Origin of the sequence: Sphingomonas sp. S2-65 (genome assembly GCF_021513175.1) — a bacterium.
In the GTDB taxonomy this organism is placed as follows: Bacteria; Pseudomonadota; Alphaproteobacteria; order Sphingomonadales; family Sphingomonadaceae; genus Sphingomonas.
Genome location: NZ_CP090953.1, coordinates 1922432 through 1947445, shown reverse-complemented (window position 1 = coordinate 1947445; position 25014 = coordinate 1922432). Strand labels below are relative to the sequence as shown.

At 66.9% G+C, this 25014-nt stretch carries 24 protein-coding genes and 1 other RNA gene; 20 read left to right on the top strand and 5 right to left on the bottom strand.

The window, feature by feature from the left end; translation table 11 throughout:
• Positions 1 to 27: 27 nt before the first annotated feature.
• The 9 genes from LZ586_RS09225 (at position 28) to uvsE (ending at position 11339) form a co-directional block, all read left to right on the top strand.
• Positions 28 to 729 (top strand): DUF448 domain-containing protein, encoded by a 702-nt coding sequence (locus tag LZ586_RS09225; RefSeq protein ID WP_235076012.1) that lies wholly within the window; start codon positions 28 to 30, stop codon positions 727 to 729.
• An 8-nt stretch (positions 730 to 737) separates the two neighbouring features.
• Positions 738 to 3563: a translation initiation factor IF-2 gene (gene infB / locus LZ586_RS09220; RefSeq protein WP_235076011.1), complete on the top strand. Its 2826-nt coding sequence runs from the start codon at positions 738 to 740 to the stop codon at positions 3561 to 3563.
• A 129-nt stretch (positions 3564 to 3692) separates the two neighbouring features.
• Positions 3693 to 4094 carry a 30S ribosome-binding factor RbfA gene (gene rbfA, locus LZ586_RS09215; protein WP_235076010.1) on the top strand — a complete coding sequence of 134 codons (402 nt, stop codon included), beginning with the start codon at positions 3693 to 3695 and terminating at the stop codon, positions 4092 to 4094.
• A gap of 31 nt (positions 4095 to 4125) precedes the next feature.
• Entirely contained in the window at positions 4126 to 4713 is a 588-nt protein-coding gene (locus tag LZ586_RS09210) for a thymidine kinase (RefSeq protein WP_235076009.1), read from the top strand.
• Between the two features lie 33 nt (positions 4714 to 4746).
• On the top strand, positions 4747 to 5745 hold the full coding sequence (truB, locus tag LZ586_RS09205; RefSeq protein WP_235076008.1) for a tRNA pseudouridine(55) synthase TruB: 999 nt from the start codon (positions 4747 to 4749) through the stop codon (positions 5743 to 5745).
• Positions 5746 to 5766: 21 nt separating this feature from the next.
• Positions 5767 to 6036, top strand: a complete 270-nt coding sequence (gene rpsO / locus LZ586_RS09200; RefSeq protein ID WP_235076007.1) for a 30S ribosomal protein S15 — start codon at positions 5767 to 5769, stop codon at positions 6034 to 6036.
• Between the two features lie 174 nt (positions 6037 to 6210).
• A complete protein-coding gene (gene pnp / locus LZ586_RS09195; protein ID WP_235076006.1) occupies positions 6211 to 8655 on the top strand; it encodes a polyribonucleotide nucleotidyltransferase in 2445 nt (814 codons plus the stop codon).
• Positions 8656 to 8949: 294 nt separating this feature from the next.
• Entirely contained in the window at positions 8950 to 10185 is a 1236-nt protein-coding gene (locus tag LZ586_RS09190; RefSeq protein ID WP_235076005.1) for a YihY/virulence factor BrkB family protein, read from the top strand.
• Between the two features lie 65 nt (positions 10186 to 10250).
• Positions 10251 to 11339, top strand: a complete 1089-nt coding sequence (uvsE, locus tag LZ586_RS09185) for a UV DNA damage repair endonuclease UvsE (protein ID WP_235076004.1) — start codon at positions 10251 to 10253, stop codon at positions 11337 to 11339.
• A 119-nt stretch (positions 11340 to 11458) separates the two neighbouring features.
• Here the strand turns inward: uvsE and ssrA are convergent.
• Positions 11459 to 11839: a transfer-messenger RNA gene (ssrA, locus tag LZ586_RS09180) on the bottom strand.
• Between the two features lie 58 nt (positions 11840 to 11897).
• On the opposite strand from ssrA, the gene LZ586_RS09175 reads away from it, so the two are divergent.
• A complete protein-coding gene (locus LZ586_RS09175) occupies positions 11898 to 12326 on the top strand; it encodes an RrF2 family transcriptional regulator (RefSeq protein ID WP_235076003.1) in 429 nt (142 codons plus the stop codon).
• Here the strand turns inward: LZ586_RS09175 and mscL are convergent.
• Positions 12323 to 12781 carry a large conductance mechanosensitive channel protein MscL gene (mscL, locus tag LZ586_RS09170; RefSeq protein WP_235079771.1) on the bottom strand — a complete coding sequence of 153 codons (459 nt, stop codon included), beginning with the start codon at positions 12779 to 12781 and terminating at the stop codon, positions 12323 to 12325. The genes LZ586_RS09175 and mscL overlap by 4 nt on opposite strands.
• Before the next feature lie 131 nt (positions 12782 to 12912).
• Here mscL and LZ586_RS09165 point away from each other — a divergent pair, with 131 nt between their 5' ends.
• Genes LZ586_RS09165 through LZ586_RS09150 form a run of 4 tightly spaced genes read left to right on the top strand, consistent with a single transcriptional unit; the run spans position 12913 to position 15564 of the window.
• On the top strand, positions 12913 to 13494 hold the full coding sequence (locus LZ586_RS09165; protein ID WP_235076002.1) for a LemA family protein: 582 nt from the start codon (positions 12913 to 12915) through the stop codon (positions 13492 to 13494).
• A gap of 35 nt (positions 13495 to 13529) precedes the next feature.
• Complete coding sequence (locus LZ586_RS09160) at positions 13530 to 14372, top strand: TPM domain-containing protein (protein ID WP_413777333.1); 843 nt, start codon at positions 13530 to 13532, stop codon at positions 14370 to 14372.
• A gap of 2 nt (positions 14373 to 14374) precedes the next feature.
• Positions 14375 to 15043: a TPM domain-containing protein gene (locus LZ586_RS09155; RefSeq protein ID WP_235079770.1), complete on the top strand. Its 669-nt coding sequence runs from the start codon at positions 14375 to 14377 to the stop codon at positions 15041 to 15043.
• Positions 15040 to 15564 carry an NUDIX hydrolase gene (locus tag LZ586_RS09150; protein WP_235076000.1) on the top strand — a complete coding sequence of 175 codons (525 nt, stop codon included), beginning with the start codon at positions 15040 to 15042 and terminating at the stop codon, positions 15562 to 15564. Before LZ586_RS09155 ends, LZ586_RS09150 begins: the two co-directional genes overlap by 4 nt.
• Positions 15565 to 15760: 196 nt before the next feature.
• Here LZ586_RS09150 and LZ586_RS09145 read toward each other — a convergent pair whose 3' ends face one another.
• Both LZ586_RS09145 and hrpB read right to left on the bottom strand, forming a co-directional pair.
• Positions 15761 to 16042: an NADH dehydrogenase ubiquinone Fe-S protein 4 gene (locus LZ586_RS09145; RefSeq protein WP_235075999.1), complete on the bottom strand. Its 282-nt coding sequence runs from the start codon at positions 16040 to 16042 to the stop codon at positions 15761 to 15763.
• Positions 16043 to 16069: 27 nt separating this feature from the next.
• Positions 16070 to 18613 carry an ATP-dependent helicase HrpB gene (gene hrpB / locus LZ586_RS09140; protein ID WP_235075998.1) on the bottom strand — a complete coding sequence of 848 codons (2544 nt, stop codon included), beginning with the start codon at positions 18611 to 18613 and terminating at the stop codon, positions 16070 to 16072.
• A 60-nt stretch (positions 18614 to 18673) separates the two neighbouring features.
• On the opposite strand from hrpB, the gene LZ586_RS09135 reads away from it, so the two are divergent.
• On the top strand, positions 18674 to 18895 hold the full coding sequence (locus LZ586_RS09135) for a hypothetical protein (RefSeq protein ID WP_235075997.1): 222 nt from the start codon (positions 18674 to 18676) through the stop codon (positions 18893 to 18895).
• 113 nt (positions 18896 to 19008) lie between these two features.
• Here LZ586_RS09135 and LZ586_RS09130 read toward each other — a convergent pair whose 3' ends face one another.
• On the bottom strand, positions 19009 to 20022 hold the full coding sequence (locus tag LZ586_RS09130; protein ID WP_235075996.1) for a polyprenyl synthetase family protein: 1014 nt from the start codon (positions 20020 to 20022) through the stop codon (positions 19009 to 19011).
• Between the two features lie 94 nt (positions 20023 to 20116).
• Between LZ586_RS09130 and LZ586_RS09125 the strand changes: the two genes are divergently transcribed.
• The 5 genes from LZ586_RS09125 to LZ586_RS09105 all read left to right on the top strand — a co-directional run bounded on the left by LZ586_RS09125 (position 20117) and on the right by LZ586_RS09105 (position 25014).
• A complete protein-coding gene (locus tag LZ586_RS09125; RefSeq protein ID WP_235075995.1) occupies positions 20117 to 20401 on the top strand; it encodes a chorismate mutase in 285 nt (94 codons plus the stop codon).
• Positions 20398 to 21138, top strand: coding sequence for a hypothetical protein (locus LZ586_RS09120; RefSeq protein WP_235075994.1), 741 nt, complete (start codon positions 20398 to 20400; stop codon positions 21136 to 21138). The genes LZ586_RS09125 and LZ586_RS09120 overlap by 4 nt, the downstream gene beginning before the upstream one ends.
• A 15-nt stretch (positions 21139 to 21153) precedes the next feature.
• Positions 21154 to 22275, top strand: coding sequence for a glycosidase (locus LZ586_RS09115; protein ID WP_235075993.1), 1122 nt, complete (start codon positions 21154 to 21156; stop codon positions 22273 to 22275).
• A gap of 172 nt (positions 22276 to 22447) precedes the next feature.
• Entirely contained in the window at positions 22448 to 24019 is a 1572-nt protein-coding gene (locus LZ586_RS09110; protein ID WP_235075992.1) for an alpha-amylase family glycosyl hydrolase, read from the top strand.
• Positions 24016 to 25014 (top strand): glycosyltransferase family 4 protein, encoded by a 999-nt coding sequence (locus LZ586_RS09105; protein ID WP_235075991.1) that lies wholly within the window; start codon positions 24016 to 24018, stop codon positions 25012 to 25014. The genes LZ586_RS09110 and LZ586_RS09105 overlap by 4 nt, the downstream gene beginning before the upstream one ends.

Here is a 25014-nt window from a genome sequence, read left to right as displayed (position 1 = left end):
CCCCTCCCTTGCAAGGGAGGGGCATGGATGAGTGATCCCATTCGCACCTGCATCCTGGCGCGCGAGGAATCGCCGCGTGAGGGGCTGATTCGGCTCGCCTTGTCGCCGGACGGCGAAGTGCTGCCCGATGTCCGCGCCAAGGCGCCGGGCCGCGGCGCCTGGATCGGCGTGGCTCGGGCCGAGCTCGATGCGGCACAGGCCAAGGGCAAGCTCAAGGGCGCGCTGTCCCGCGCGTTCAAGACCGGCGAGCTGCGCATTCCGGAAGATCTGGGCGCCCGCATCGCCGCGCAGCTGGAGCGCCAGTTACTCGACCGGTTGGGCCTGGAGTTCAAGGCCGGGCATGTCGCGATAGGCGGCGAGCGCATCCAGAACGCGGCGCGTTCGGGCCAGCTTCACCTGTTGCTGCACGCCAGCGACGCCGGCGCCGACGGGGCGGGCAAGCTCGCCCAGGCATGGCGTGTTGGCTCGGACGCGGAAGGTTCGGGGAAGAGGGGCTTAACATTGCCGCTCCCACGCACCATATTGTCCTTGGCGCTGGGCCGCGAAAATGTGGTACACGCCGGCGTGACAGACGCCAAAGCCGCCAGGCGGGTGAGCGACGTGCTCGACCGATGGCTGCATTTTATCGGACCCGATCTCGGCTCCAGCGCTTGCGAATCCGGTTCGCAGGGCGCATCGGCGCTGCCGCAGGGTGCGCCGCAAGACGAACGACTGACTGAAGGATTTTGAAGGCCCGCATGAGCGACTCCGACAACGAAAAGCCGAAACTTGGCATGCGCCAGCCGCTGGGCCTGAAGCGCACGGTCGAGACGGGCAAGGTGAAGCAGAGCTTCAGCCATGGCCGCTCGAACACCGTGGTCGTGGAAGTGAAGCGGCGCCGCGTGCTGGGTCCGCAGGGCGGGCCTGCACAGGAAGAACAGACGCAGGCAGCGGCTCCCGAGCCGGTTGCCGCAGCGCCCGCGCCTGAGGCGCCGCGCGCTCCCGCGCCCGCGCCGCGTCCGCCTGTCTCCAACGAAACGGCACAGGAGCGTCAGGCGCGCCTGCTGCGCGAAGCCGACGACCAGCGCATGCAGTCGCAGGAAGAGGCGCGCCGCCGAGAGGAACGCGCGCGTACCGAGGCTATCGAGGCACAGCGCCGCGCCGCCGAAGAGCGTGCCCGCGCCGAGGCCGAGGCCGCCCAGGCTCCCCAGGCAGCCGCGCCCGAGCCCAAGTCGGAGGAGCTCGCTCCCGCGCCTGCGCCCGTGGTCGAAGCTGCGCCGGCGCCTGCCGCCGAGCCCGTAGCGACGCCAGCACCCGCTGCGACTCCGGCGCCTGCGCCTGTGGCGGCACCGACGCCCGCGCCCAAGCCCAAGCCCGCTCCGGCGCCCGTACCCGCGGCACCGCCGCGTCCGGTTACCCTCCAGCTCGATCCGTCGCTGCCCGCGCCGCGCCGGTTCACGCCCGTGCAGCGCCCGGAAATCCCCCGGCCGCAGCCCAAGCCAGCGCCTGAGCCCGCACCTGCGCAGCAGGCGCAGCCGGCGCAGCAGCGTCCCGCCGGCGCCGCTCCGGCCGCCGGGGCCGCGCGCCCCGGCGTCGCTGGCTCTGCAGTGGGTGGTGGCCTGCCGCCGCGCCGTGGGCCCGAGCCCGCGCGTCCGCAGCAGCGCGACCGCAAGGGTGACGACCGCCGCCAGTCAGGCAAGCTCACCGTCACGCGCGCCCTGGGCGGCGACGATGGTGCCCGCGCCCGCAGCCTCGCGGCGCTCAAGCGCGCCCGCGACAAGGAAAACCGCCGTCACTTCGGTGGCCCGCGCGAGCCGCAGATCAAGCAGGTCCGCGACGTCGTGGTGCCGGACGCGATCACCGTTCAGGAACTCGCCAACCGTATGGCCGAAAAGGGCAGCGACCTGGTGAAGGCGCTGTTCAAGATGGGCATGCCCGTCACGATCAATCAGACGATCGACCAGGACACGGCCGAGCTGCTGGTGACCGAGTTCGGCCACAACATCCAGCGCGTGAGCGAAAGCGACGTCGATATCCAGGCAGACACGGTCGTGGAAGCCGACGACAAGCTGCAGCCGCGTCCGGCGGTGGTGACGATCATGGGTCACGTCGATCACGGCAAGACCTCGCTGCTCGACGCGCTGCGCGGCACCGATGTGGTGCGCGGCGAGGCCGGTGGCATCACCCAGCATATCGGCGCCTATCAGGTCACGCTGAAGGACAAGTCGAAGATCACCTTCCTCGACACGCCGGGTCACGAAGCCTTCACCGAGATGCGCGCACGCGGTGCCAATGTCACCGACATCGTCGTGCTGGTGGTGGCCGCGAATGACGGGCTGATGCCGCAGACGATCGAGGCCATCAATCACACCAAGGCGGCTGGCGTGCCGATGATCGTGGCGATCAACAAGGTCGACCTCGACAGCGCCAATCCGCAGCGCGTGCGCGAGCGTCTGCTCGAGCATGAAGTGGTGGTCGAGGAAATGGGCGGCGACGTCCAGAACGTCGAAGTCTCCGCGCTCAAGAAGATGGGTCTCGACGAGCTGATCGAGAAGATCCAGATTCAGGCCGAACTGCTCGAACTGCGCGCCAACCCCGACCGTGAGGCCGAGGGCACGGTGATCGAAGCCAAGCTCGACAAGGGCCGCGGCCCGGTCGCGACGGTTCTCGTAAACCGCGGCACGCTGCGTGTCGGCGACGTGTTCGTCGTCGGTGCCGAAAGCGGCAAGGTCCGCGCATTGGTCGACGACAAGGGTCGCCAGATCAAGGAAGCGGGTCCGGCGATGCCGGTCGAGGTGCTGGGTCTCTCCGGCGTGCCGATGGCGGGTGATCCGCTCCAGGTCGTCGAGAACGAAGCCCGTGCCCGCGAAGTGGCCGAATATCGCCAGGGCGTCGCGCTCCAGAAGCGCACCACCAATGCCCCCGCCAGCCTCGAGAGCATGTTCTCGGCGCTGAAGGAGAAGCAGGCGATGGAATATCCGCTGGTTGTCAAGGCGGATACCCAGGGCACGGTCGAGGCGATCGTCGCGGCGATCAACAAGATCTCGACCGATCTGATCCGTGCGCGCGTGCTCCATTCGGGCGTCGGCGGCATCACCGAGAGCGACGTGACGCTGGCGGGTGCCAGCGGCGCGCCGATCATCGGCTTCAATGTCCGTCCGAACGCCAAGGCACGCGAGATCGCCGAGCGTCAGAAGGTCGCGTTCAAATATTATGACGTGATCTACGATCTCACCGACGAGATCCGCGCCGGCATGGCCGGGCAGCTCGGGCCGGAAGCGTTTGAAACCGTGGTCGGCCGCGCCGAGATCAAGGAAGTGTTCTCCGCCGGCAAGCACGGCAAGGCGGCCGGTCTGCTGGTCACCGAGGGCATCATCCGCAAGGCGCTCAAGGCGCGCATCACGCGCAACGATGTCATCATCTACCAGGGTGAGATCGCCTCGCTGCGGCGCTTCAAGGACGATGTCGCCGAAGTGCGCGCAGGCCTTGAATGCGGTGTGACGTTCACGCAGAACTTCACCGACATCAAGGCGGGCGACTATCTCGAGACCTTCGAAGTCGAGATGCGCGAACGCACGCTCTAATTTTTCCCTCTCTCCGCTTGCGGGGAGAGGGTGCCGAGCGAAGCGAAGGCGGGAGAGGGGCAAGTCAGGCAGTGCGGAACTGCCCCTCTCCCCAGCCCTCTCCCCTGAAGGGGAGAGGGAGTCTGAAGAATGAAACACGCCGAGACCACTGAAACCCGCTCCGTCCGCCTGCTCAAGGTCGGCGAACAGGTGCGCCATATTCTGTCCGAAATCCTCCAGCGCGGCGACGTGCATGACGATGTGCTGGCCAAGCACATGGTGTCCGTCACCGAAGTGCGGATGTCGCCGGATTTGCGCCACGCCACGGCGTTCGTGAAGCCGCTGCTCGGCAAGGACGAGGAAGCGGTGCTCAAGGCGCTTCGGACCAACACCGCCTATCTTCAGCGCGAGGTCGCGGCCCGCGTGAAGATGAAGTACGCGGCCAAGCTCAAGTTCCTGGCCGACGAAAGCTTCGACGAGGGCAGCCATATCGACAAGCTGCTGCGCGATCCCAAGGTCGCACAGGATCTGGGCGAAGAGGCGCAGGACTGACAGACGCAGCCGCTGCGCCTAGGAGCCTCGCATGGCCAAGCTCTATTTCTACTACGCCTCGATGAACGCGGGCAAATCGACCACGCTGCTCCAGGCCGACTTCAATTATCGCGAACGCGGTATGCGGACGCTGCTGTTCACCGCCGGGGTGCATGATCGCGGCGGGAAAGGCGTGATCGATTCGCGGCTCGGAATCCAAGCGGCGGCGGTGCCGTTCGACAGCGAGACCGACCTTCAGACCATCGCCCAGGATGCGCATTTCCAGACGCCGCTCGCCTGCGTGCTGGTGGACGAGGCGCAGTTCCTGACCGCGCAACAGGTGCATCAATTGGCGGCGCTGTGCGACGAGGATGATATTCCGGTGCTCGCTTACGGCCTGCGCACTGACTTTCAGGGGGCGCTGTTCCCCGGCTCGGCCGAATTGCTCGCGCTCGCCGACGCGCTCATCGAGATCAAGTCGGTATGCGAATGCGGGCGCAAGGCGACGATGAACCTGCGCGTCGACGATTATGGCCGCGCGATCCGCGAAGGCGAGCAAAAGCAGATCGGCGGCAATGAGCGCTATGTCGCCTTGTGCCGCCAGCATTTCATGCAGCGCATGGGCCGCACGTCGCGGTAGCGCCGCGCCGCCGGCTCCGATAGGCGCCGGGCGATGCATGGATGGATCATTCTCGACAAGCCGCTGGGGCTCGGCTCCACTCAGGGGGTGAGCGCGGTCAAGCGCGCGCTGCGCGACGGCGGCTATGGCAAGTTCAAGGTCGGGCATGGCGGCACGCTCGATCCGCTGGCGACCGGCGTGCTGCCGATCGCAGTCGGCGAGGCGACCAAGCTCGCCGGCCGCATGCTCGACAGCGACAAGGTCTACGACTTCACGATTGCGTTTGGGGTGCAGACCGACACGCTCGACCTTGAGGGGGTGGAGATCGCCGCATCCCCGGTGCGTCCGACGCTGGCGCAGGTCGAAGCCGTCCTGCCGCGCTTCACCGGCCCGATCGAGCAGGTCCCCCCGGCCTATTCCGCGCTCAAGGTCGACGGCGAGCGCGCCTACGACCTCGCCCGCGCCGGTGAGGACGTCGTGCTCCCGAGCCGCAGCGTGACGATATATGCTCTTCATTCCTCCCCGGTACGGGGAGGGGGACCGCTCGCCGAAGGCGAGGGGTGGAGGGGGCGCTCCACAAGGGAGTCGCCTGGGGAAAACCCCCTCCCCGATGCTCCGCATGGTCCCCCTCCCCGTGCCGGGGAGGAATTGCGTGAAATCACCCTCACCGCCCATGTCTCCAAGGGCACCTATATCCGCAGCCTCGCCCGCGACATCGCGCTCGCGCTCGGCACCGTCGGCCACGTCACCATGCTCCGCCGCATCAAGGCCGGCCCGTTCACGCTGGGATCCGCGATTCCGCTGGACAAATTGGCCGATACCGCTAAGGCGCGGCAGCTTGAACGCATACTCCTGCCGTTGAGGGCGGGGCTGGACGACATCCCGGCTCTATCCCTCACCCCCGACCAGGCAGGGCTGCTCCGACAGGGGCGGGTTCTGGCCGGGATACACGCTGACGAGGGCCAATACTTCGGCTGTTCCGGGGAAATCCCGGTGGCGCTGGTGGAGGTCCGCTCCGGAGAGGTCCGGGTCGTCCGCGGTTTCAATCTGTAGAACGATGTCGAAGGAAAGCCTATGACGATCACGGCAGAGCGCAAGGAAGCGCTTATCACCGAACATGGCCGCGAGAGCGGTGACACCGGCAGCCCCGAAGTTCAGATCGCGATCCTCACCGAGCGCATCGTGAACCTGACCGAGCACTTCAAGACCCACGCGAAGGACAATCATTCGCGCCGCGGTCTGCTGCTGATGGTCAACAAGCGCCGCAGCCTCCTCGATTATCTTCGCAAGAAGGATCAGGCCCGCTACACCGATCTGATCGGCAAGCTCGGCCTTCGCAAGTAACCGGAAAGGCGGCCCTCGGGTCGCCTTTTTGTCATTTCGGCGCTTTATCGCCGGATTGTCCCCCATTGCGGGGGCACAAAGGGGAGCGGCAATTCGGCTGGTCCCCACGAGCCACTATCGGCTCGACCAAATAGGCCCCCGCTCGCATCGGGCAGCGGGAGTGAAGGAAAATCTATGTTCGACAAGAAAACCGTATCGATCGAGTGGGGCGGCAAGACGCTGACCCTCGAAACGGGCAAGGTTGCCCGCCAGGCCGATGGCGCCGTCATCGCAACGCTGGGCGAGACCGTGGTGCTCTGCGCCGTGACTGCCGCCAAGTCGGTGAAGGAAGGCCAGGACTTCTTCCCGCTGACCGTTCACTATCAGGAGAAGTTCTCGGCCGCGGGTCGTATCCCCGGCGGCTTCTTCAAGCGCGAGCGCGGCGCGACCGAGAAGGAAACGCTGGTTTCCCGCCTCATCGATCGTCCGCTCCGCCCGCTCTTCCCCGAGGGCTTCTACAACGAGATCAACTGCATCGCGCAGGTCCTGTCCTATGACGGCGAGAACGAGCCGGACATCCTCGCGATGGTCGCCGCTTCGGCAGCGATGACGCTGTCGGGCGTGCCCTTCATGGGTCCGATCGGCGCCGCGCGCGTCGGCTATGACGGCACCGATTATATCCTCAACCCCACCGACGAGCAGGTCGATGCCGGTCTTCTGGACCTCGTCGTCGCCGCAACGCACGACGCAGTGATGATGGTCGAATCCGAAGCCAAGGAGCTTTCGGAAGAAGTCATGCTGGGCGCCGTGATGTTCGCGCACCGCGAATCGCAGCGCGTGATCGATGCGATCATCCAGCTCGCCGAGCAGGCCGCCAAGGAGCCTTGGGAACTCAAGACCCAGGACGACAAGGTCGAAGTGAAGGCCAAGCTCAAGAAGCTGATCGGCAAGGATCTCGAGGCAGCCTACAAGCTGACCGACAAGCAGCAGCGCCAGACCGCGATCAATGCGGCACGCACCAAGGCCCGCGAAGGCATGGCCGATCTCAAGGACAGCGATCCCCAGGCCTATCTCGCCAGCCTCAAGCTGGTGAAGAAGCTCGAGGCCGACATCGTCCGCACGGCGATCCTCAAGGAAGGCCGCCGCATCGACGGCCGCGACACCAAGACGGTCCGTCCGATCGAGGCGGAAACGCACTTCCTGCCGCGCGCCCACGGTTCCGCTCTGTTCACGCGTGGCGAGACTCAGACGATCGCGACCTGCACGCTCGGCACCCGCGACGCCGAGCAGATGATCGACGGTCTGGGTGGCCTGTCCTACCAGCACTTCATGCTGCACTATAACTTCCCGCCTTATTCGGTCGGTGAAGTCGGCCGCTTCGGCGCGCCGGGCCGCCGCGAAGTCGGCCATGGCAAGCTGGCGTGGCGTGCGCTGCACGGCGTGCTGCCCACCAAGGAAGAATTCCCCTACACGATCCGCCTGACCTCGGATATCACCGAGAGCAATGGCTCGTCGTCGATGGCGACGGTGTGCGGCGGTTCGCTGTCGCTGATGGACGCCGGCGTGCCGATCAAGGCACCCGTTGCGGGCATCGCGATGGGCCTGATCCTCGAGGGCAAGGACTTTGCGGTCCTCAGCGACATCCTCGGCGACGAGGATCACCTCGGCGACATGGACTTCAAGGTTGCAGGCACGGCCGAAGGCATCACCACGATGCAGATGGACATCAAGATCGCCGGCATCACCGAAGAGATCATGAAGGTCGCGCTGAGCCAGGCCAAGGACGGCCGCATCCACATCCTGGGCGAAATGGCCAAGGCACTGGGTGAGACTCGTTCGGAGCTCTCGGCGCACGCACCGCGCATCGAGACCTTCTCGATCGACAAGTCGAAGATCCGTGAAGTGATCGGTACCGGCGGCAAGGTAATCCGCGAGATCGTCGCCACCACCGGCGCCAAGGTCGACATCGACGACGAAGGCGTGATCAAGGTCTCGTCCTCGGATCCGGCACAGATCGAAGCGGCGATCGCTTGGATCAAGGGCCTCGTCGAAGAGGCCGAAGTCGGCAAGGTCTATAACGGCAAGGTCGTCAACATCGTCGATTTCGGTGCTTTCGTGAACTTCATGGGCGGCAAGGACGGTCTCGTCCACGTCTCCGAAATGAAGAACGAGCGTGTCGAGAAGCCGACCGACGTCGTGTCGGAAGGCCAGGAAGTGAAGGTCAAGGTCCTCGAGATCGATCCGCGCGGCAAGGTTCGCCTGTCGATGCGCGTCGTCGATCAGGAAACCGGCGAAGAGCTGGAGGACACCCGTCCTGCACGCGAGCCGCGCGGCGACCGTGAAGGTGGGCGCGAAGGCGGCCGCAGCGGCGGCGGCGATCGTGGCCCGCGCAGCGAAGGCGGCGATCGTCGTCGTGACGGCGGCCGTGGTGGCGATCGTGGTCCGCGTCGCGAAGGCGGCGGTGACCGTGGTCCGCGCAGCGAAGGCGGCGATCGCGCACCCCGCGAGGGTGGTGATCGCGGTCCCCGCGGCGAAGGCCGCGGAGATCGTGGCCCGCGTCGCGAGCGTTCGGAAGGCGGCAAGGAAGAAGGCGGCGAGAATATCGGCCTGCCCTCGTTCCTCACCGGCAACGACGACTAAGCGTCCGCTTCAAACGGAAACAGGAAGGGGCCCGGGAAACCGGGCCCCTTTTCTGTGCAATCCTCCCCCGCAAGGGGAGGTGGCAGCCCACAGGGCTGACGGAGGGGTATCCCCGCCCGAAGCAGCGCCACGGCGCTCCGCACGCCGCTTCCCCTAGCACGGGAGGATTGAAGATCCCGCCCTCCGGAACGTCCAGCCCCCAGGCGCGCTATGTCCGCCTAGGCGGCAAGCCGCCGCACCTAACAGGGGCTAGGAATGGATGCCAAGGGAAGGGACGCCACGAGTCCCTGGAAGATGCCGCTCGCCGGCTGGAAGCAGGTCGCGGTCCGGACGTGGAAGGAATCCTCGGACGACAATGTCGGCCTGATCGCCGCGGGCGTCGCCTTTTACGGGTTCCTCGCGCTCGCGCCGACGCTTGCCGCGATCGTGCTTTGTTATGGCATCTTCGCCGATCCGCAGGCGGTGATGAAGGACATGCAGGCACTGACGTCGATGGTGCCGGCCGACGTCGCGGAAACCATCGGCGAGCAGCTGATGCAATTGGTCCAGTCGTCGGACGGCAAGAAGGGCATGGGCGCGCTGATCGCGCTGGGGATCGCGATCTTCGGTGCGCGCAACGGCGCCGGGGCAGTGATCACGGCGCTCAACATCGCGTATGAGGAGCATGAGAAGCGCAGCTTCGTCATGGTCAACCTGACCGCGCTGGCGCTCACCGCCGCGGCGGTGGTCGCCGCGATCCTCGCCGCGCTGGCGCTTGCCGCGCTCGCCACGCTGGGCCGGCTGATGCACTATGATGCCAGCGCGCTGCCCGTCGTCGGCACGATCGTCACCTATGTGCTGCTCACCCTGGCCGGGGCAGCCGCCGCGGCGGCGCTCTATCGCTTCGGCCCCTCGCGCAGCAAGGCGAAGTGGACCTGGCTCACTGCCGGCTCGCTCTTCTCCGCCATATTGTGGCTGGGCCTCACCCTCGGCTTCGGCGCCTATGTCCGCTACGTCGCCAAGTTCGATGCGACCTATGGCTCGCTGGGCGCCGTCGTGGCGCTGCTGACCTTCCTCTATTTGGCGTCCTACGTCCTGCTGTTCGGCGCCGAGCTCAATTCCGAGCTCGAGCACCAGACCACCGAAGACACCACGACGGGCGCCGAGCGGCCGATGGGCGCGCGGCGCGCCTGGGTCGCCGATCACGTCGCCGGAGACGGCGATCCCAAGCCCGAAGGCACTGGCCTAGCGCCGAAGATCCCCGATCCCGAGCCCGCCGTGCCGGCAAAGCCCGCGCCAATCCCCGTCGTGCCGTTCGCGCGCATGTCCAGCGCTGCCCCGCCCGCCCGCGAAACCCCCGGCACCGGCTTCGTCGCCGGGCGGGCAGCGGTGCGGGCGGCGCGCATCTCGGGCCTGCCCAAGGTCGGCTGGCTCACCACCGGGCTCGCCGGATTCGGCCTGTCGATGGTCCGCAAGCGGGGCAAGGCCGGGGCAGGGGTGGCGCTGATCGCCGCGGCCACCGGCCTGTCCTGGCTGCGCAGGCGCGACTAAGCCGCGCCTCGCGCGTTCGGCCGCACATGGTTGAATCGACAGCACTTCCGGCCCGCCCGCTCCGCTTGGGCTTTCCCGTCAAGGTGATAGGAAAGCCCGAGCTCAAGAGCAACGACACGCGCCGTTGGCAGAACGGGCCGCATCTCAAATATTCGCTCGAGCAAGTCGATCGGATCCTCGACTATCTCCACGCGCATCAGCTCGACATGTACCGGCTGTCGTCGGATCTCGCGCCGTACGCCACGCACCCCGATCTGCCGCAATTCCACAATCAGGTGGCGGAGAGCGATGCCGAACTCCGCGCCTTGGGCGCCAAGGCGCGCGACTTCGACATCCGCTTGTCCTTCCACCCCTCGCAATATGTGCTGCTCAATTCGCCCGATCCCAAGCTCACCGCCAAGAGCATCTGGGATCTGTCGAGCCAGGCCGAGATGCTCGATCGGATGGAGTGCGGGCCAGAGGCGGTGATGGTGACGCATGTCGGCGGCGTCTATGGCGACCACGCCGCAAGCCGCGCGCGCTGGATCGAGGGTTGGGAGCAATGCCCCGAGCATGTCCGCCGCCGGCTGGTGCTCGAGAATGACGACATCCGCTTCTCCGCCGCCGACGTGCTGTGGATCCACGAGCGCACCGGCGTGCCGCTGATCTTCGACTATCAGCATTTCTGGTGCCTCAATCCCGAACGGCTCGACATCCGCGACACGCTCGAGCGCTTCCTCGCCAGTTGGCCGCAGGGCGTGCGTCCCAAGATCCACTTCTCCTCGCCGCGCACCGAGCTGCGCGAGATCAAGCAGAAGCTCACCGACAAGCAGCGCGCCGCGGCGGGGACCAAGGCGCGCACGCGCACCGTGCTCCGCCCGCCGATCTGGACCGGCCATTCGGATTTCACCAACCCGTTCGAATTCGCCACCTTCATGCGGATGGCGCAGGGGCTGGAGTTCGATGTGATGATGGAAGGCAAGTCGAAGGATCTCAGCCTTTTGAAGCTGCGCCCCGATCTGCTTCGCTTCGCTCCCGACGTGGCGGCCCGCTTCGGCATCCGCGCCGAGGACGCCGACGCGCTGGCCCGCGACGAAGCCGCGCTGGAAGCGGGCGTGGATGCCGAGGAGTCACCCGACGTCGACGAAGGCGCACAGCCCCTCGCGGCGGCGTAAAGCAGGCCAGGCATATCCACGGCTGGCTCCCCGGCGAAAGCCGGGGCCAGCTGCGATGCCGTCGAGAAGGCGGCACTTCAGAGCGCCTGCACCTCGAGGGTCGAACCGAATGTTGGCTGAGTGGGGAGCTTCTGTTGCCCGGTGCTCCCCGTACCGCTGGAATCCGCTTCTGTTGCCCGGTGCGGTCCAACCGCGCATTTTAGAATAACCTTAGGCCGTTAAGCCTTGGGGTTACGCCGCAATAGCGAGTGCTTCGTTATCGTTGGCACTTGTGTTTCAGACCGTCACAGTGGCCCACGCTGAGAGATAGATGGCGCTTTTCAACACACGTCGATCCTAGTTCGGCCCCGTCATGAACCCCGATCGCTCGAGGATTATGGTGGAGCCGCCGGGTACCGCCCCCGGGTCCGCTGCGCCTATTGTACGCCTTCGTTTATCCCCATAGCCGAGCAAGCCCGGCAAGAAGGCATATAGGGGCTGTTTCGGTTCATGAAAAGGCCAGTCGTGCATTGCTACGGCCCTTCACAGAATCGCATTCACTTGCCATGGGGAAGCACCATGTTGACGCAGCGTTCCCGCTACGCGCTCCGCGCGATGCTGTTCCTGGCGGAGCAGCCTGTCACCGCGCCCACCGCGATGAACCGGATCGCCACCGGGGCGACGGTGCCGCGCAAGTTCCTCGAACTGATCCTCGCCGATCTGCGCGATGCCGGGTTCCTGCTCTCGACGCGCGGCAAGATGGGCGGATACCGCCTCGCCCGCGCGCCGCACCTCATCTCGCTGGGCGAGATCATCCGCGTGATCGAGGGGCCGTTGGCGCTGGTCCCCTGCGTCAGCCGTACCGCCTACCGCGCGTGCAACGACTGCAAGGACGAAGCGACCTGCGCCATCCGCATCGCCATGTCGCGCGTGCGGGACGAGACCGCGCGCATCCTCGACGGCACCAGCCTGGCCGACGCCACCGCCACGGAGCTCGCCGCCGCCTAAGCCGCGTCGTTGCGCTGCTTGAGCGCGTCGCGAATCTCGCGCAGGAGCTTCACCTCCTCGGGCTCGGGGACCGGTGCGGCGTCGCCCGCAGCCTTCTCATGCTCGACGACGCGGATCGCTCGGTTGACGCCGCGCACCAGCAGGAAGACCATGAACGCCAGGATCAAGAAGTTGATCACCACGGTGGTGAACTGGCCGAAGCCGAACAGCGGCACGCCCGCCGCCTTGAGCGCGGCGTAATTATCCGGGGATCCGGCATAGCTCGCCGGGATTGGTCCCAGGCGAATGAAGTAGCTCGAAAAATCGAACCCGCCGAAGGCCCAGCCGACCAGTGGCATAATCAGGTCGTCGGTCAGCGACTTGGTGATCGTGCCGAACGCGGCGCCGATGATCACGCCTACCGCGAGGTCGAGCACGTTGCCGCGCGCGATGAAGGTTCGGAACTCCTTCCACATGCCGTCCATTCTCCCGTCCACTGTCCTGCGGTTCGTTACATGTCCGATTTCGCTTTCGGGCTCCAGTGTTCTTGCCGTATAAGACACCGGCCCCATCTAAGGGCCTCAACTGGGTTGGAGGATCTTACCCGATGAAGTTTCGTGCTGCGACCGCGCTTGTTCCCGCCATCCTGCTGGCGGGCTGCGGCCTCAACAGCGTTCCCACCGCCGAGGAAGAAGCCAAGGCGAAATGGGCCGATGTCCAGACCAACTACCAGCGCCGCGCCGACCTGATCCCCAACTTGGTCGCGACGGTAAAGGGTGCCGCGGGATCCGAGGGCAAGATCCTCAACGACGTGGTCAGCGCCCGCGCCCGCGCAACGCAAGTCCAGGTGACCGGCGACGACCTGACCGATCCAGCCAAGATGTCGGCGTTCAACCAGGCGCAGAACGGTCTGTCGCTGTCGCTCCAGCGGCTGCAGGAGGCATATCCGCAGCTGCAGAGCCAGGACAATTTCAAGACGCTGATGTCGCAGCTGGAAGGCACCGAGAACCGCATCGCGATCTCGATCCGCGACTATAACGGCTCGGTGCAGGCCTATAACACCCGCATCCGCACCTTCCCCGACGCGGTCGGCGCGAAGATCTTCTACGGTGCCAAGCCGATGACGCCGTTCCAGGCCAAGGCGGGCGCCGACACCGCGCCGACGGTGGACTTCGGGAACACCAACTGATCCCGCGTCTCGGGATCAAAGGAAACAGCGTGACCATCCACCGCGCGTTTGCGTTCGTCCTCAGCCTGCTCCTGCTGCCGCTCGCGGCGCAGGCGCAGAGCTTTCCCAAGCTGACGGGTCGCGTGGTCGATGCCGCCAACCTGCTCTCGCCGGAGCAGGAGGCGCAGATCACGCAGCTCTCCGAACAGGTCCAACAGGCCTCGTCGCGTCAGTTCGTCGTCGCGACCATTCCGGATCTCGGCGGCTATGATATCGCCGATTACGGCTATCGACTTGGCCGCGCCTGGAAGATCGGCCAGTCGGAGGCGAACAACGGCATCGTGCTGATCGTCGCTCCGGCCGAACGCAAGGTCCGCATCGAGGTCGGCTACGGTCTCGAACCGATCATGACCGACGCGCTGTCGAACGCGATCATCACCGAACAGATCATTCCGCGCTTCAAGGCCGGCGACCTGGGTGGCGGCGTAGTAGCCGGCGCGCAGGCGATCGGCGAGCAGATGAAGCTGCCGCTCGAGGCCGCCGAGCAGCGCGCCCAGCAAGAGACGCAGAAACAGGCCAAGGCGGCCCCGCGGCAGACGCGCAGCAGCGGCGGCGGCGTCCCCTGGGGGCTGGTATTCTGGGGCGTGATCCTGGTTTTCGTCATCCTTCCCATGCTGTTCCGTGGGCGTGGTCGCCGCGGCGCCCGGCGCTATCGCGGCGGGGGTGACGGCGGCGCGCTGCCGATCATCCTGTGGAGCATCGCCAGCGAGATGAGCCGTGGCGGCGGCTCGGGCTGGGGCGGCGGTGATGGTGGCGGCTGGGGCGGCGGAGGCGGCGGTGGCGGCTTCTCGGGTGGCGGCGGATCGTTCGGCGGCGGCGGCGCTTCGGGGAGTTGGTGACGATGCGATTGAGCGAGGCCGATCATAGCCGCGTCACTTCCGCGGTAACACGGGCAGAACTGTCCACTGATGGCGAGATCGTCACGGTAGTGGCGGGGCGCTCCGATGCCTATCACGATGTCGCGCTGCACTGGACGGTGCTGGCGATGCTGCTGGTGCTGGCGCTGCTCGCCTGGGTGCCGAGCCCGGTGGAATGGCTTCACTCCCACCTGATCGACGCGTGGTCGGACACGCCGCCGCGCTGGTACCTGACCTTCGCGCTGTTGCTGATGGCGGTGACGTTTCTCGCCGCGCGGCTGCTGCTGGCGCTCGACGGCGTCCGCATGCTGCTGACCCCGCGCGCCACCAAGGCGCGCCGGGTCCACCGCGCCGCGATGAAGCTGTTCCGCACAGCCGCCGAGAAGCGCACCAAGGCGTCGACCGGCGTGCTGCTCTACCTCAGCCTCGCCGAGCACCAGGCCGAGATCATCGCCGACGAGGCGATCCATGGCCGCGTGGAGCCGGAAATCTGGGGCGCCGCCATGGCCGCGTTGATCGCCGACGTGAAAGACGGCCGGCCCGGTGACGGCATGGCCGCGGCGGTGGAGCAGATCGGCGCCATCCTCGCACAGCATTTCCCGCGCAGCGAAGGCGACACCAACGAGCTTCCCGACCGTTTGATCGAGCTATGAGCGAAGAGCCTGTCGAGATCGCCTGGGAAGGAAAGTGGATCCAGGCCAAGCGCCAGGGCAGCTGGGAGTTCGTTTCCCGCGCACGTGGCATCAAGGCGACGGTCATCGTCGCGATAGACGAGGACGATCATATCCTGCTCGTCGACCAATACCGCGTGCCGCTCGGCAAGCGGTGCCTCGAGTTGCCCGCCGGGCTGATCGGCGACGAGCACGACACCGACACGGTGGAAAGCGCTGCGCGCCGCGAGCTGGAAGAAGAGACCGGCTATACCTGCGCGGAAGTCGAGGATCTTGGCGAGTTCTACGCATCGCCCGGCATGGTGAGCGAAAGCTTCTACCTGGTCCGCGCCACCGGCTTGTCGAAGATCGGCGAAGGCGGCGGCGTCGACGAGGAGGACATCAACGTCCACCGCGTGCCGATGGCGGAGATCTCGACGTTCGTCGCCCAGAAGCGCGCCGAAGGCTTCGGCATGGACGTGAAGATGCTGCTGTTGCTTGCAGGCGACCTGCTCCGCCTCTGAAATCCTCCCTGGGGAGGGGGACTAGCGAAGCCTGTAGAGGTATACGCCCCAAGCAATGAAGCTCAGGCAAATTCGGTGTCATCCCGGCCTTGAGCCGGATTCCGCTTCTTCTGCAGGTTAAGGCAGCGGGACCCGGCTCAAATGCGGGGAAACGAAAGAAGAACGCGGATCCTCCCCAAAAAGGGAAGATCAGAGCTTACCGGAAATTATCCGCGTAGGCCTGCAGCTTCAGCTTGCGCTCGGGGGCTGGCACGACGTGGAACGCATAGCCTTCACGCTCGGCATAGGCGGTCGCCTCGTCCAGCGTCGGGAAGGTGATGCGCACCTGGTTCGACACATCGCCGCCACCGTTCCAGCCGGTCAGCGGGTCGGCTTCCTGGGCCTTGAGCGGCTCGAGCTCGAGCATCCACACGTCCAGGCGCGAGCGCCCCGACTGCATCGAGTTCTTGGGACGCTGAAAGATACGAGCGGTCTTCACTTGGGGCCTCCAATGATCACGCCCGCTCTAACGCGCGGAAGCGCGTCTTGCATCCGCATTTTTCGTGCGCAGCGTGGCCGATGCATTGGCTGGGTCATCGGGCCATGGGTGGCGGGGATAGCGACCGCGCATCTCCTTGGCGACCGCCGCCCAGCTCCCCGCCCAGAAGCCCGGTAGGTCGCGCGTGGTCTGGATCGGCCGCCCGGCGGGCGAGGTCAGGCTCAGTACCAGCGGCACGCCGTCGCCGATCGTCGGATGCGTCGCCAGCCCGAACAGCGCCTGGACGCGCATCTCGACGCGCGGTCCGCCCTCCGCGCTATAGTCGATCGCATGGCTCGACCCCGCCGGCGTCTCCAGCCGTGCGGGTGCCAGCCGGTCGAGCGTGCGCTGGCCCTCCCAGCCCAGCAAGTTCTGCAAGGCCTGAGTCAGCCCCTCCGCCGCTACGGCGTCCAGCCGCCGCTTGCCCGCCAGCAGCGGCGTCAGCCATTCGTCCAGGCTCTCGATCAGCGCGGCATCCGACAGCGCGTCATAGCCGCCATAGGCTGCGCGGGTTCGTAGCGCCTGCGCCGTCTCCGACCAGGGCAGCAGCGCCAGCCCATGCTCGCGAACGCCTTCCAGCAACGCCGCTTCGATCTCCGTCGGATCGGCCGCCGAGTCCGGCCCGCTCGACAGCCGGATCGTACCCAGCCGCCGCTCGCGCATAGCCTCGGTACGGCCGGTGGCGGGATCGAAGCGCACACTGCGCCGTGTCTCCGTGCGCGCGCCGAACAGGGTTTCGATATCTGCGAAGTCGATCTCGACCGCCGACAGGATCCTCGCGCCCGCGGCCATTCCCTGGGTCTCTGCAACCGCCAGCCACTCGGCGCGCGCGAGCGAGGAGGTCGGATCGAGCTTGAACCCGCGCCCGCCCACCGACGCCCAGGTCTCGCCCGATCCATCCCGCCGCTTCGCCACGCGATCCGGAAAGGCCAGCGCGATGCAGGTGGCGACACCTTCTCCCCTCCCTCCAAGGGACGGGCTGGGGGTGGGTGGCGAGCGCAGCGAGCCTCCTGCGGGTGCAGTCAAGCGCTCTCCTTCGGATCGCGCGCCCACCCCGGACCCCTCCCTTGCAGGGAGGGGAGCCAATTTGCTCCACCGCTCGGCCAGCCGGCGCCCATTCTCCGCACGCTGCCCGCGCTCGCTCCGCCAGCGCCGCAGCCGCGCCTCTAGATCGGCATCGTTCCCGCCCAGCCCACGTTCGCCGAGCAGCACCGCCACTTCCGCCGCCGTCCGCGCCAACCCCATTTCGCCCGCGCGCACCAGCATATGCCCCAGCCGCGGCGGCAGCGGCATCCGTGCGATTGCCTTGCCATGCTCGGTCGGCCGCCCGTCGCCGTCCAGCGCTTCCAGCACGCCAAGCCGCGCGCGCGCCTCGGTCACCGCAGCCTCGTGCGGCGGATCGAGCCAGGCGAGTTGGCGCGGATCGCTCACGCCCCACAAGGCGCAGTCGAGCGTCAGCGCCGACAAATCGGCCTCCAATATTTCGGGCGGGTCGAAGCGCGGCAGCCCTGCCGTCGCCGCTTCCTCCCACAGCCGATAGGCGACGCCGGGTCCCTGCCGCGCCGCGCGCCCGCTGCGCTGCGTCGCCGAAGCCTGGCTCGCCCGCTCGGTTACCAGCCGCGTCATCCCTGCGGCGCGGTCGTAGCGCGGCCGCCGCGCCAGCCCCGAATCCACTACCACCCGAATGCCATCCAGCGTCAGCGAAGTTTCGGCGATCGACGTCGCCAGCACCACTTTGCGCCGTCCTTCCGAATCCGGCGCGATCGCCGCGCGCTGCGCCCCCGGTTCCAGGCTGCCGTGCAGCCGGTGCAGCACCGCGCCTGGCGGAATGTCCAGCCGCTCCGCCGTGCGCTCGATCTCCGCCACGCCAGGCAGAAAGGCGAGGATGCCGCCCTTTTCCTCACGCAAGGCCGTGCGGATCGCCGCCGCCACCGAATCCTCGATGCGCGCTTCCGCCGCCCGGCCGATATGCTTCAGCGTCAGCGGGTAGGATCGTCCTTCGCTCTCCACCACCGGCGCCCCGCCCATCAGCCCGGAGAAGCGTGAACCGTCCAGCGTCGCCGACATAGCCACCAGCCGCAAATCGGGACGCAGCCCGGCTTGCGCGTCCAGCGCCAGCGCAAGGCCGAAATCGCTGTCCAGGCTGCGCTCATGCACTTCGTCGAACAGCACCGCCGACACACCCGCCAGCTCGGGGTCGCCCTGGATGCGGTTCACGAAAATGCCTTCGGTCACCACCGTAACCCGCGTCGCCGCTGATCGCTTGGCGTCCATCCGCGTCGCATAGCCGAAGGTCCGTCCCACGGGCTCGCCCGCCAGCGCCGCCATCCGCTCGCCCGCCGCGCGCGCCGCCAGCCGCCTGGGCGACAGCAGCAGCACTTCGCCCGTACACCATGGCTCGTGCAACAGCGCAGGCGCCACCGCCGTCGTCTTTCCCGCACCCGGCGGCGCGACCAGAACGGCGTTCGAACCGGCGCGCAGCGCGTCGAGCAGCGCGGGCAACACGGCGTGGATCGGCAGAGTCTCGCTCATCGTGCGCAACCAATTGCGCGAACCCGGGTTGGGCGCAATCGAAGGATAGGAGCGAACATCATGGCAGCACGCACACTTGCACAGTTCACCATCACCACCGACGCGGAAGGCGATTACGTCCTCCACCTCGAGGATGACGACGGCGAGACGTTGGAGTTCACCGCCAGCTACGAGCAGCTCGACCTGATCGTCGAAGCGATCGAGGAACAGCTCGACAATGACGAAGAGGACATGCTCGGCGTAGACGACGAGGATGAGGCGGATACCGAAGAAAAGGAATAAGGCGTTTTTAGGCGAGCAACCGGCCTTCGGCAGAGGCCGGGCCGGTTGCCGCAGCCTCGATCCTCCCCTGTAAGGGAGCATCGAAGCGTACTGAATTCTGCGCCGCGGTCGCGTCAGTAAGCCCGCGCCACGGCGAACTCGACTGCCTCGACCATTGCATCCTTGGCCGCGCCATTGGCGAACCCGCCCAGCGCGTCGATCGCCCGTTGCCCATAATGCCGCGCCCGCGCCAGCGTGTCGTCCACCGCCCGGCTAGCCTGCACCAGCCGCACCGCCTCGGCGAAATCCTCGTCCGCGACCCGCCGCCCTGCGATCGCTTCCTTCCAGAAGCCGCGCGCCGCCTCGTCGCCGCGAGCGTAAGCCAGGATCACCGGCAGGGTCATCTTGCCTTCGCGGAAATCGTCGCCCGCATCCTTGCCCATGGTGGTCGCGTCGGAGACATAGTCGATCGCGTCGTCGACCAATTGGAACGCGATGCCCAGATTGCGGCCATAGGCGTCGAGCGCCGCTTCCTCGGTCTCGGGCCGTTCGGCGACGATCGCGGCGATCCGGCAGGCGGCGGCGAACAGCGCGGCGGTCTTCGCGCCGATGATGTCGAGATAGCGCTGCTCGGACAGGTCCAGCCGCCGCACCGCGGTCAGCTGGTTGACTTCGCCCTCGGCGATCACCGCGCTGGCGTTGCTCAGCACCTTGAGCGCCTTGAGGCTGCCGCTCTCGACCATCAGCTCGAACGAGCGGGAGAACAGGAAATCGCCGACCAGCACGCTCGCCGGGTTGCCCCAGATGATGTTGGCGGTGCGACGGCCGCGGCGCAGGTCCGAGCTGTCGACCACATCGTCGTGCAGCAAGGTGGCGGTGTGGATGAACTCCACCGCCGCCGCCAGCCCGTGGTGACGCGTGCCGGTAAAGCCCAGCAGCTGCGCGCTCGCGAGTGTCAGCATCGGTCGCATCCGCTTGCCGCCGCCCGCGATCAGGTGCCCGGCGAGCTCGGGGATCAGCGGAATGTCGGAGCGCATCCGGTCAAGGATGACCGCGTTGACCATGTTCATGTCATGGGCCACCAGCCCGAGCAGGGGTTCCAGCGAAGGCTCGGGGCGCGAGCCCAGGCGATGGATGGTGGCGCTCATGGGTGGGCCTCTGGCCTGTTGCCGCCGTAAAGGCAAGTGGATGGGGTTGCACGTCCGCGTGCCTCGGGCGAAAGGGGCCGGGGAGGGCCATCACATGCCGGACGCCACGCTTACTCGGTTTCGCCAGAGCATCGACAATATCGATGCCGCGCTGGTCTTCCTGCTCGCCGAGCGGTTCAAGGTCACGCAAGCGGTGGGCGAGTACAAGGCGCAGGCCGGGCTTGCGCCCGCCGATCCCGGGCGCGAAGAGGCGCAGATCGCGCGCCTGCGTTCGCTCGCCAAGGATGCCGATCTCGACCCGGAATTCTCCGAGAAATTCCTGCGCTTCATCATCGACGAAGTGATCCGCCACCATGTGCAGCTGCGGGACGGCGCGTGACTAGCCGCCTTGTCACAGCCGGTGGAGTTTTGGCGCTGCTGTCCGCCTGCAACGCGCTGCCCGAAGACTATGCGCCCAAGCACAAAAAGGCCGAGCCGGCGGCCAAGGCGACTCCGGTCGCCGCACCCAGTTCCGTGGCGACGGTCGCCGCGGACGATCCCGCCCGGCTCGATGCCGCCCGCGCCGTAGTGCCGGCCAAGATCGACAGCTATGTCTTCGACGGCGACGACAAGCTGGTCGACACGCCGTTCGGCCCGGTGCTGCTGCGCCACGGCCATACTCCTGATGCCGGCCACAGCGAGCCCGGCGTAATCGCGGCTTATTACCTGCGCCCGGAGGGAGAGCGTTTCGCACTGGTCAACAGCTATCCCGACGCGGCGGTGAGCGGCAGCTTCGGCAATCTCACGCGCTGGTCGGTATCGGGTGCCTTTACCGATCTGCCGGTGATCGTCGTGGAGGGCGGTGGCACCTGGCAGGGCTGCACCGTTGGCCTCACCGACTTGGTCGAGCTTCGCCCGATCGGCCCCGCGGCGATTGCCAGCATCACCACCACCTTCGACACCAGCGGCATGACCGAAGCCGCGGGCGAGGAATATAGCGGCACGATCACCGATGTGCGGCGCGACCGCGGCTTCACGGTTCGCTACAAAGGAACCGACTCGTTCGCCGAGCGATACGTTCGCCGTGGCAACCGCTTCATCCTCGAAGGAGGCGAGAGCCGCATCACCGGCTGCTGAACGAGGGGAGGGCACATGCCCGCAGGCGACGATTATCTGATCTTCCGCCCGGACGATGTCGACCTTTCCCGTTCGCCGCTGCGCCGCTCGATCGCCGAGCCGACTTATGTGCTCGGCGCGTTCAACCCGGGCCTGACCCGGCTGCCGAACGGCAATCTGCTGCTGATGGTGCGCGTGGCCGAGGCGTTGCGCGACCCGGTGCAAGGCGACTGCGCCCGCGCAATCCGCTGGACGCCTGAAGGCTACGTCCTCGACGCCCATGCCCTGCACGGCCTCCACATCGACGATCCCCGCCAGTTCGCCTTGAAGGACCGCAGCCCGCGCCTGCTCGGCCTCACCTCGCTATCCTGGTTGCTCCCTGTCGAACTCGACGCGCAGGGCCGCGAGATCGTGCGCATCCACTACGACAAGGCGATCGAGCCGACCGCGTCCTTCCTCGACTATGGCGTCGAGGATGCCCGCATCAGCCGCATCGGCGATACCTGGTGGATGACCGTCTGCGGCGTCTCGGCCGAACGCCACTGCACCGCGATGTACCGCTCATCGAACGGGCTCGACTACGCGCTGCTCGGCGTCGTGCTCGACCACCAGAACAAGGACATGCTGCTGTTCGAAGGCCAGGTCGGCGGCAAGTACATGGCGCTCACCCGGCCACTCGGCGAAGTCTATTTCGCCTATCCGCAGGACAGCGAATGGCTCGGCGGTCCGTCGATCAACATGGCCCAGTCCCCCGACGGGCTGCATTGGAAGCCGCTCGACACCCCCGGCATCCGCGCGCGCAAAGGCACCACCAGCACCCAGCGCATCGGTGGCGGCAGCCCGCCGATCCTCACCGACGATGGCTGGATGATGATCTATCACGGCGTCGAGAAACAGGGACTGGTCGGCGTCTATCGCAGCTTCTGGGCGGTGCTCGACCGCGATGATCCCGCGCGCATTCTCCGCCTGGAGGACCAGACGCCGCTGTACGAAGCCGATCCCGCGCTCACCGCCAACATCGCCCACCAGATGTACCTGCCCACCCCGGTCGTGTTCACGACAGGGATCGCCGATGCCGGCGACCACTATATCGTCGCGCACGGCGAGGCCGACCTCGCCTGCCGCATCAGCCATATCCCGAAGGAGCGGTTCCGGTGAGACTTCCTCTTTCTTCCGTCATCCCGGCCTTGTGCCGGGGCCCACGGCGCCGCACCGGAAGTGCTCCCGCCGCCACACCCTCGCGCGCCGCACGGTGGACCCCGGCACAAGGCCAGGGTGACGGAAGAAGTGAGAAGGTGCTGACTTCCTCTCGCATCGGAAGGATCACCCGGTGACCGACCCGCTTTGGTGGCAATCCGGCGTCATCTACCAGATCTATCCGCGCTCCTTCCAGGACTCGAACGGCGACGGCATCGGCGACTTGCCCGGCATCGAGGCGCGGCTCGACGCGCTGGTCGAACTCGGCGTCGACGCGGTGTGGATCTCGCCCATCTTCCCCAGCCCGATGGCGGACTTCGGCTATGACGTCGCCGATTATACCGGCATCGATCCGCGCTTTGGTACGATCGAGGACTTCGACGCGCTGCTCGAGGCCGCGCACGACCGCGGCCTCAAGCTGCTGCTAGACTTCGTCCCCAACCACAGCTCGGACCAGCATCCCTGGTTCCTCGAAAGCCGATCCTCGCGCGACAATCCCAGGCGCGACTGGTACATCTGGCGCGACGCCAATCCCGACGGCTCGCCGCCAAACAACTGGATCAGCGACTTTGGCGGCTCGGCCTGGGAATGGGATGAGACCACCGGCCAATATTACCTCCACGCCTTCCTCAAGGAACAGCCCGACCTCAACTGGCGCAATCCAGAGGTGCAGGCGGCGATGCTCGATGCGATGCGCTTCTGGTTCGACCGCGGTGTCGACGGGTTCCGCATCGATGTGCTCTGGCACATGGTCAAGCACGCCGACTTCCCCGACAATCCCGCAAACCCCGATTACGCGCCTGGCATGGGCGAGATGTTCAGCGTCCTCCAGCTGCACTCGACCGATCAGGAGGAAGTCCACGGCATCGCCGAGCGCATGCGCAGCCTTGCCGACGTCTATCCCGAGCGGGTGCTGATCGGCGAGATCTATCTGCCGCTCGACCGACTGATGCGTTATTATGGCACGCAGGCGCCCGGCGTGCATCTCCCCTTCAATTTCCAGCTGATCGACGCGCCTTGGGACGCGCCGCACCTCGCCAGGATCATCGCCGAGTACGAAGCAGCGCTGCCCGCAGCCGCCTGGCCGAACTGGGTGCTCGGCAACCATGATCGCCCCCGCGCCGCGACCCGCTTCGGCCCCGAACAGGCGCGCGTCGCCGCGATGCTGCTGCTCACCCTGCGTGGCACCCCGACGCTCTATTATGGCGACGAGATCGGCATGGCAGACGGCACCATCCCCGCCGACCAGACCCAGGATCCCCGCGAGTTGCGCGAACCCGGCATCGGCCTTGGCCGCGATCCGGTGCGCACGCCGATGGCCTGGGACGACAGCCCGAACGCCGGCTTCACTACCGGCACCGCCTGGCTGCCGCTCCACGCCGACTGGCAGACGCGCAACGTCGCCGCCCAGCGAAGCGAAGCCGGATCGATGTGGCAGCTCCACCACGACCTCCTCGCGCTGCGCCGCCAGCACCCCGCGCTCGCAGTCGGCGACTGGCACCCGGTTGACGCCGGCGGCGACCTGCTCGCCTATGAACGCCGCCACGGCGACCAACGCCTGCTGATCGTCCTCAATCTAGGCGACCAGCCGCAGGGCTTTTCGATCCCCGAATGGGCCGAAGGCTTCACGCCGCTGCTTTCCACGCGCGGCGGCACGCCTGATCCCGCGCTCCTCCTGCCCAATGAAGGCCTTATCCTCGCATGAAGATCGCAATGCTGGCGCCGATCGCGTGGCGCACGCCGCCGCGCCATTATGGCCCCTGGGAACTCGTCACCAGCCTGCTGACCGAGGCGCTGGTCGCCAAGGGCGTCGACGTCACCTTGTTCGCCACCCAGGACTCGATCACCTCCGGCACGCTCGCCGGCGTCGTTCCGGCCTCCTATGAGGAAGACCCGAGCATCGACGCCAAGGTCTGGGAATATCGCCACCTTGCCCATGTCTTCAGCCGCGCCGCCGAGTTCGACCTGATCCACAACCAGGCCGATTTCCCCGCGCACGCCTTCGCGCCGTTGGTAGACACGCCGATGGTCACCACCATCCACGGCTTCTCGTCGGACCGCATCCTGCCGATGTACAAGCCGTTCGAGCATCGCGTGCACTATGTCGCGATCTCCGACGCCGACCGGCATCCGAGCCTCCGCTACGCCGCCACCATCCACCATGGCATCCGCCTCGACGAGTTTCCGTTCGATGCTCATGGCAGCGACGACCTGCTCTTCTTCGGCCGCATGCACCCCGACAAGGGCGCTGCCGAAGCCATTGCGGTAGCGCAGGCGACTGGCCGCCGCCTCGACCTCTACGGCATCATCCAGGACCAGGGTTACTTCGACCGAGCGGTGAAGCCGCACCTCGGCGATCGCATCGTCTATCATGGCCCCGTGGGCGGCGAGGCGCGATTGAAGGCGCTGGGCGGGGCGAGAGCGCTGCTCCACCTCATCAACTTCGACGAACCTTTCGGTCTGTCGGTGGTCGAGGCGATGGCCTGCGGCACCCCGGTGATCGCGATCAATCGCGGCTCGATGCCCGAACTGATCACCCCCGACACCGGCGTGCTGGTCGACTCTGCGGATCAAGCCGTCGCAGCAGTCGAAGCGCTGGCGGTGGACCGCACAGCCTGTCGCACCCGCATCGAGCAGCACTTCTCGGTCGAAGCGATGGCAGACAACTATATCCGGCTCTACGAACGCATACTAAGCTAG

Coding starts and splice junctions, on each gene's coding strand:
- LZ586_RS09225 (WP_235076012.1), top strand. CDS start 28: ATGAGTGATCCCATTCGCACCTGCATCCTGGCGCGCGAGGAATCGCCG.
- infB (WP_235076011.1), top strand. CDS start 738: ATGAGCGACTCCGACAACGAAAAGCCGAAACTTGGCATGCGCCAGCCG.
- rbfA (WP_235076010.1), top strand. CDS start 3,693: ATGAAACACGCCGAGACCACTGAAACCCGCTCCGTCCGCCTGCTCAAG.
- LZ586_RS09210 (WP_235076009.1), top strand. CDS start 4,126: ATGGCCAAGCTCTATTTCTACTACGCCTCGATGAACGCGGGCAAATCG.
- truB (WP_235076008.1), top strand. CDS start 4,747: ATGCATGGATGGATCATTCTCGACAAGCCGCTGGGGCTCGGCTCCACT.
- rpsO (WP_235076007.1), top strand. CDS start 5,767: ATGACGATCACGGCAGAGCGCAAGGAAGCGCTTATCACCGAACATGGC.
- pnp (WP_235076006.1), top strand. CDS start 6,211: ATGTTCGACAAGAAAACCGTATCGATCGAGTGGGGCGGCAAGACGCTG.
- LZ586_RS09190 (WP_235076005.1), top strand. CDS start 8,950: ATGCCGCTCGCCGGCTGGAAGCAGGTCGCGGTCCGGACGTGGAAGGAA.
- LZ586_RS09175 (WP_235076003.1), top strand. CDS start 11,898: ATGTTGACGCAGCGTTCCCGCTACGCGCTCCGCGCGATGCTGTTCCTG.
- mscL (WP_235079771.1), bottom strand. CDS start 12,781: ATGTGGAAGGAGTTCCGAACCTTCATCGCGCGCGGCAACGTGCTCGAC.
- LZ586_RS09165 (WP_235076002.1), top strand. CDS start 12,913: ATGAAGTTTCGTGCTGCGACCGCGCTTGTTCCCGCCATCCTGCTGGCG.
- LZ586_RS09155 (WP_235079770.1), top strand. CDS start 14,375: ATGCGATTGAGCGAGGCCGATCATAGCCGCGTCACTTCCGCGGTAACA.
- LZ586_RS09150 (WP_235076000.1), top strand. CDS start 15,040: ATGAGCGAAGAGCCTGTCGAGATCGCCTGGGAAGGAAAGTGGATCCAG.
- hrpB (WP_235075998.1), bottom strand. CDS start 18,613: ATGAGCGAGACTCTGCCGATCCACGCCGTGTTGCCCGCGCTGCTCGAC.
- LZ586_RS09135 (WP_235075997.1), top strand. CDS start 18,674: ATGGCAGCACGCACACTTGCACAGTTCACCATCACCACCGACGCGGAA.
- LZ586_RS09130 (WP_235075996.1), bottom strand. CDS start 20,022: ATGAGCGCCACCATCCATCGCCTGGGCTCGCGCCCCGAGCCTTCGCTG.
- LZ586_RS09125 (WP_235075995.1), top strand. CDS start 20,117: ATGCCGGACGCCACGCTTACTCGGTTTCGCCAGAGCATCGACAATATC.
- LZ586_RS09115 (WP_235075993.1), top strand. CDS start 21,154: ATGCCCGCAGGCGACGATTATCTGATCTTCCGCCCGGACGATGTCGAC.
- LZ586_RS09105 (WP_235075991.1), top strand. CDS start 24,016: ATGAAGATCGCAATGCTGGCGCCGATCGCGTGGCGCACGCCGCCGCGC.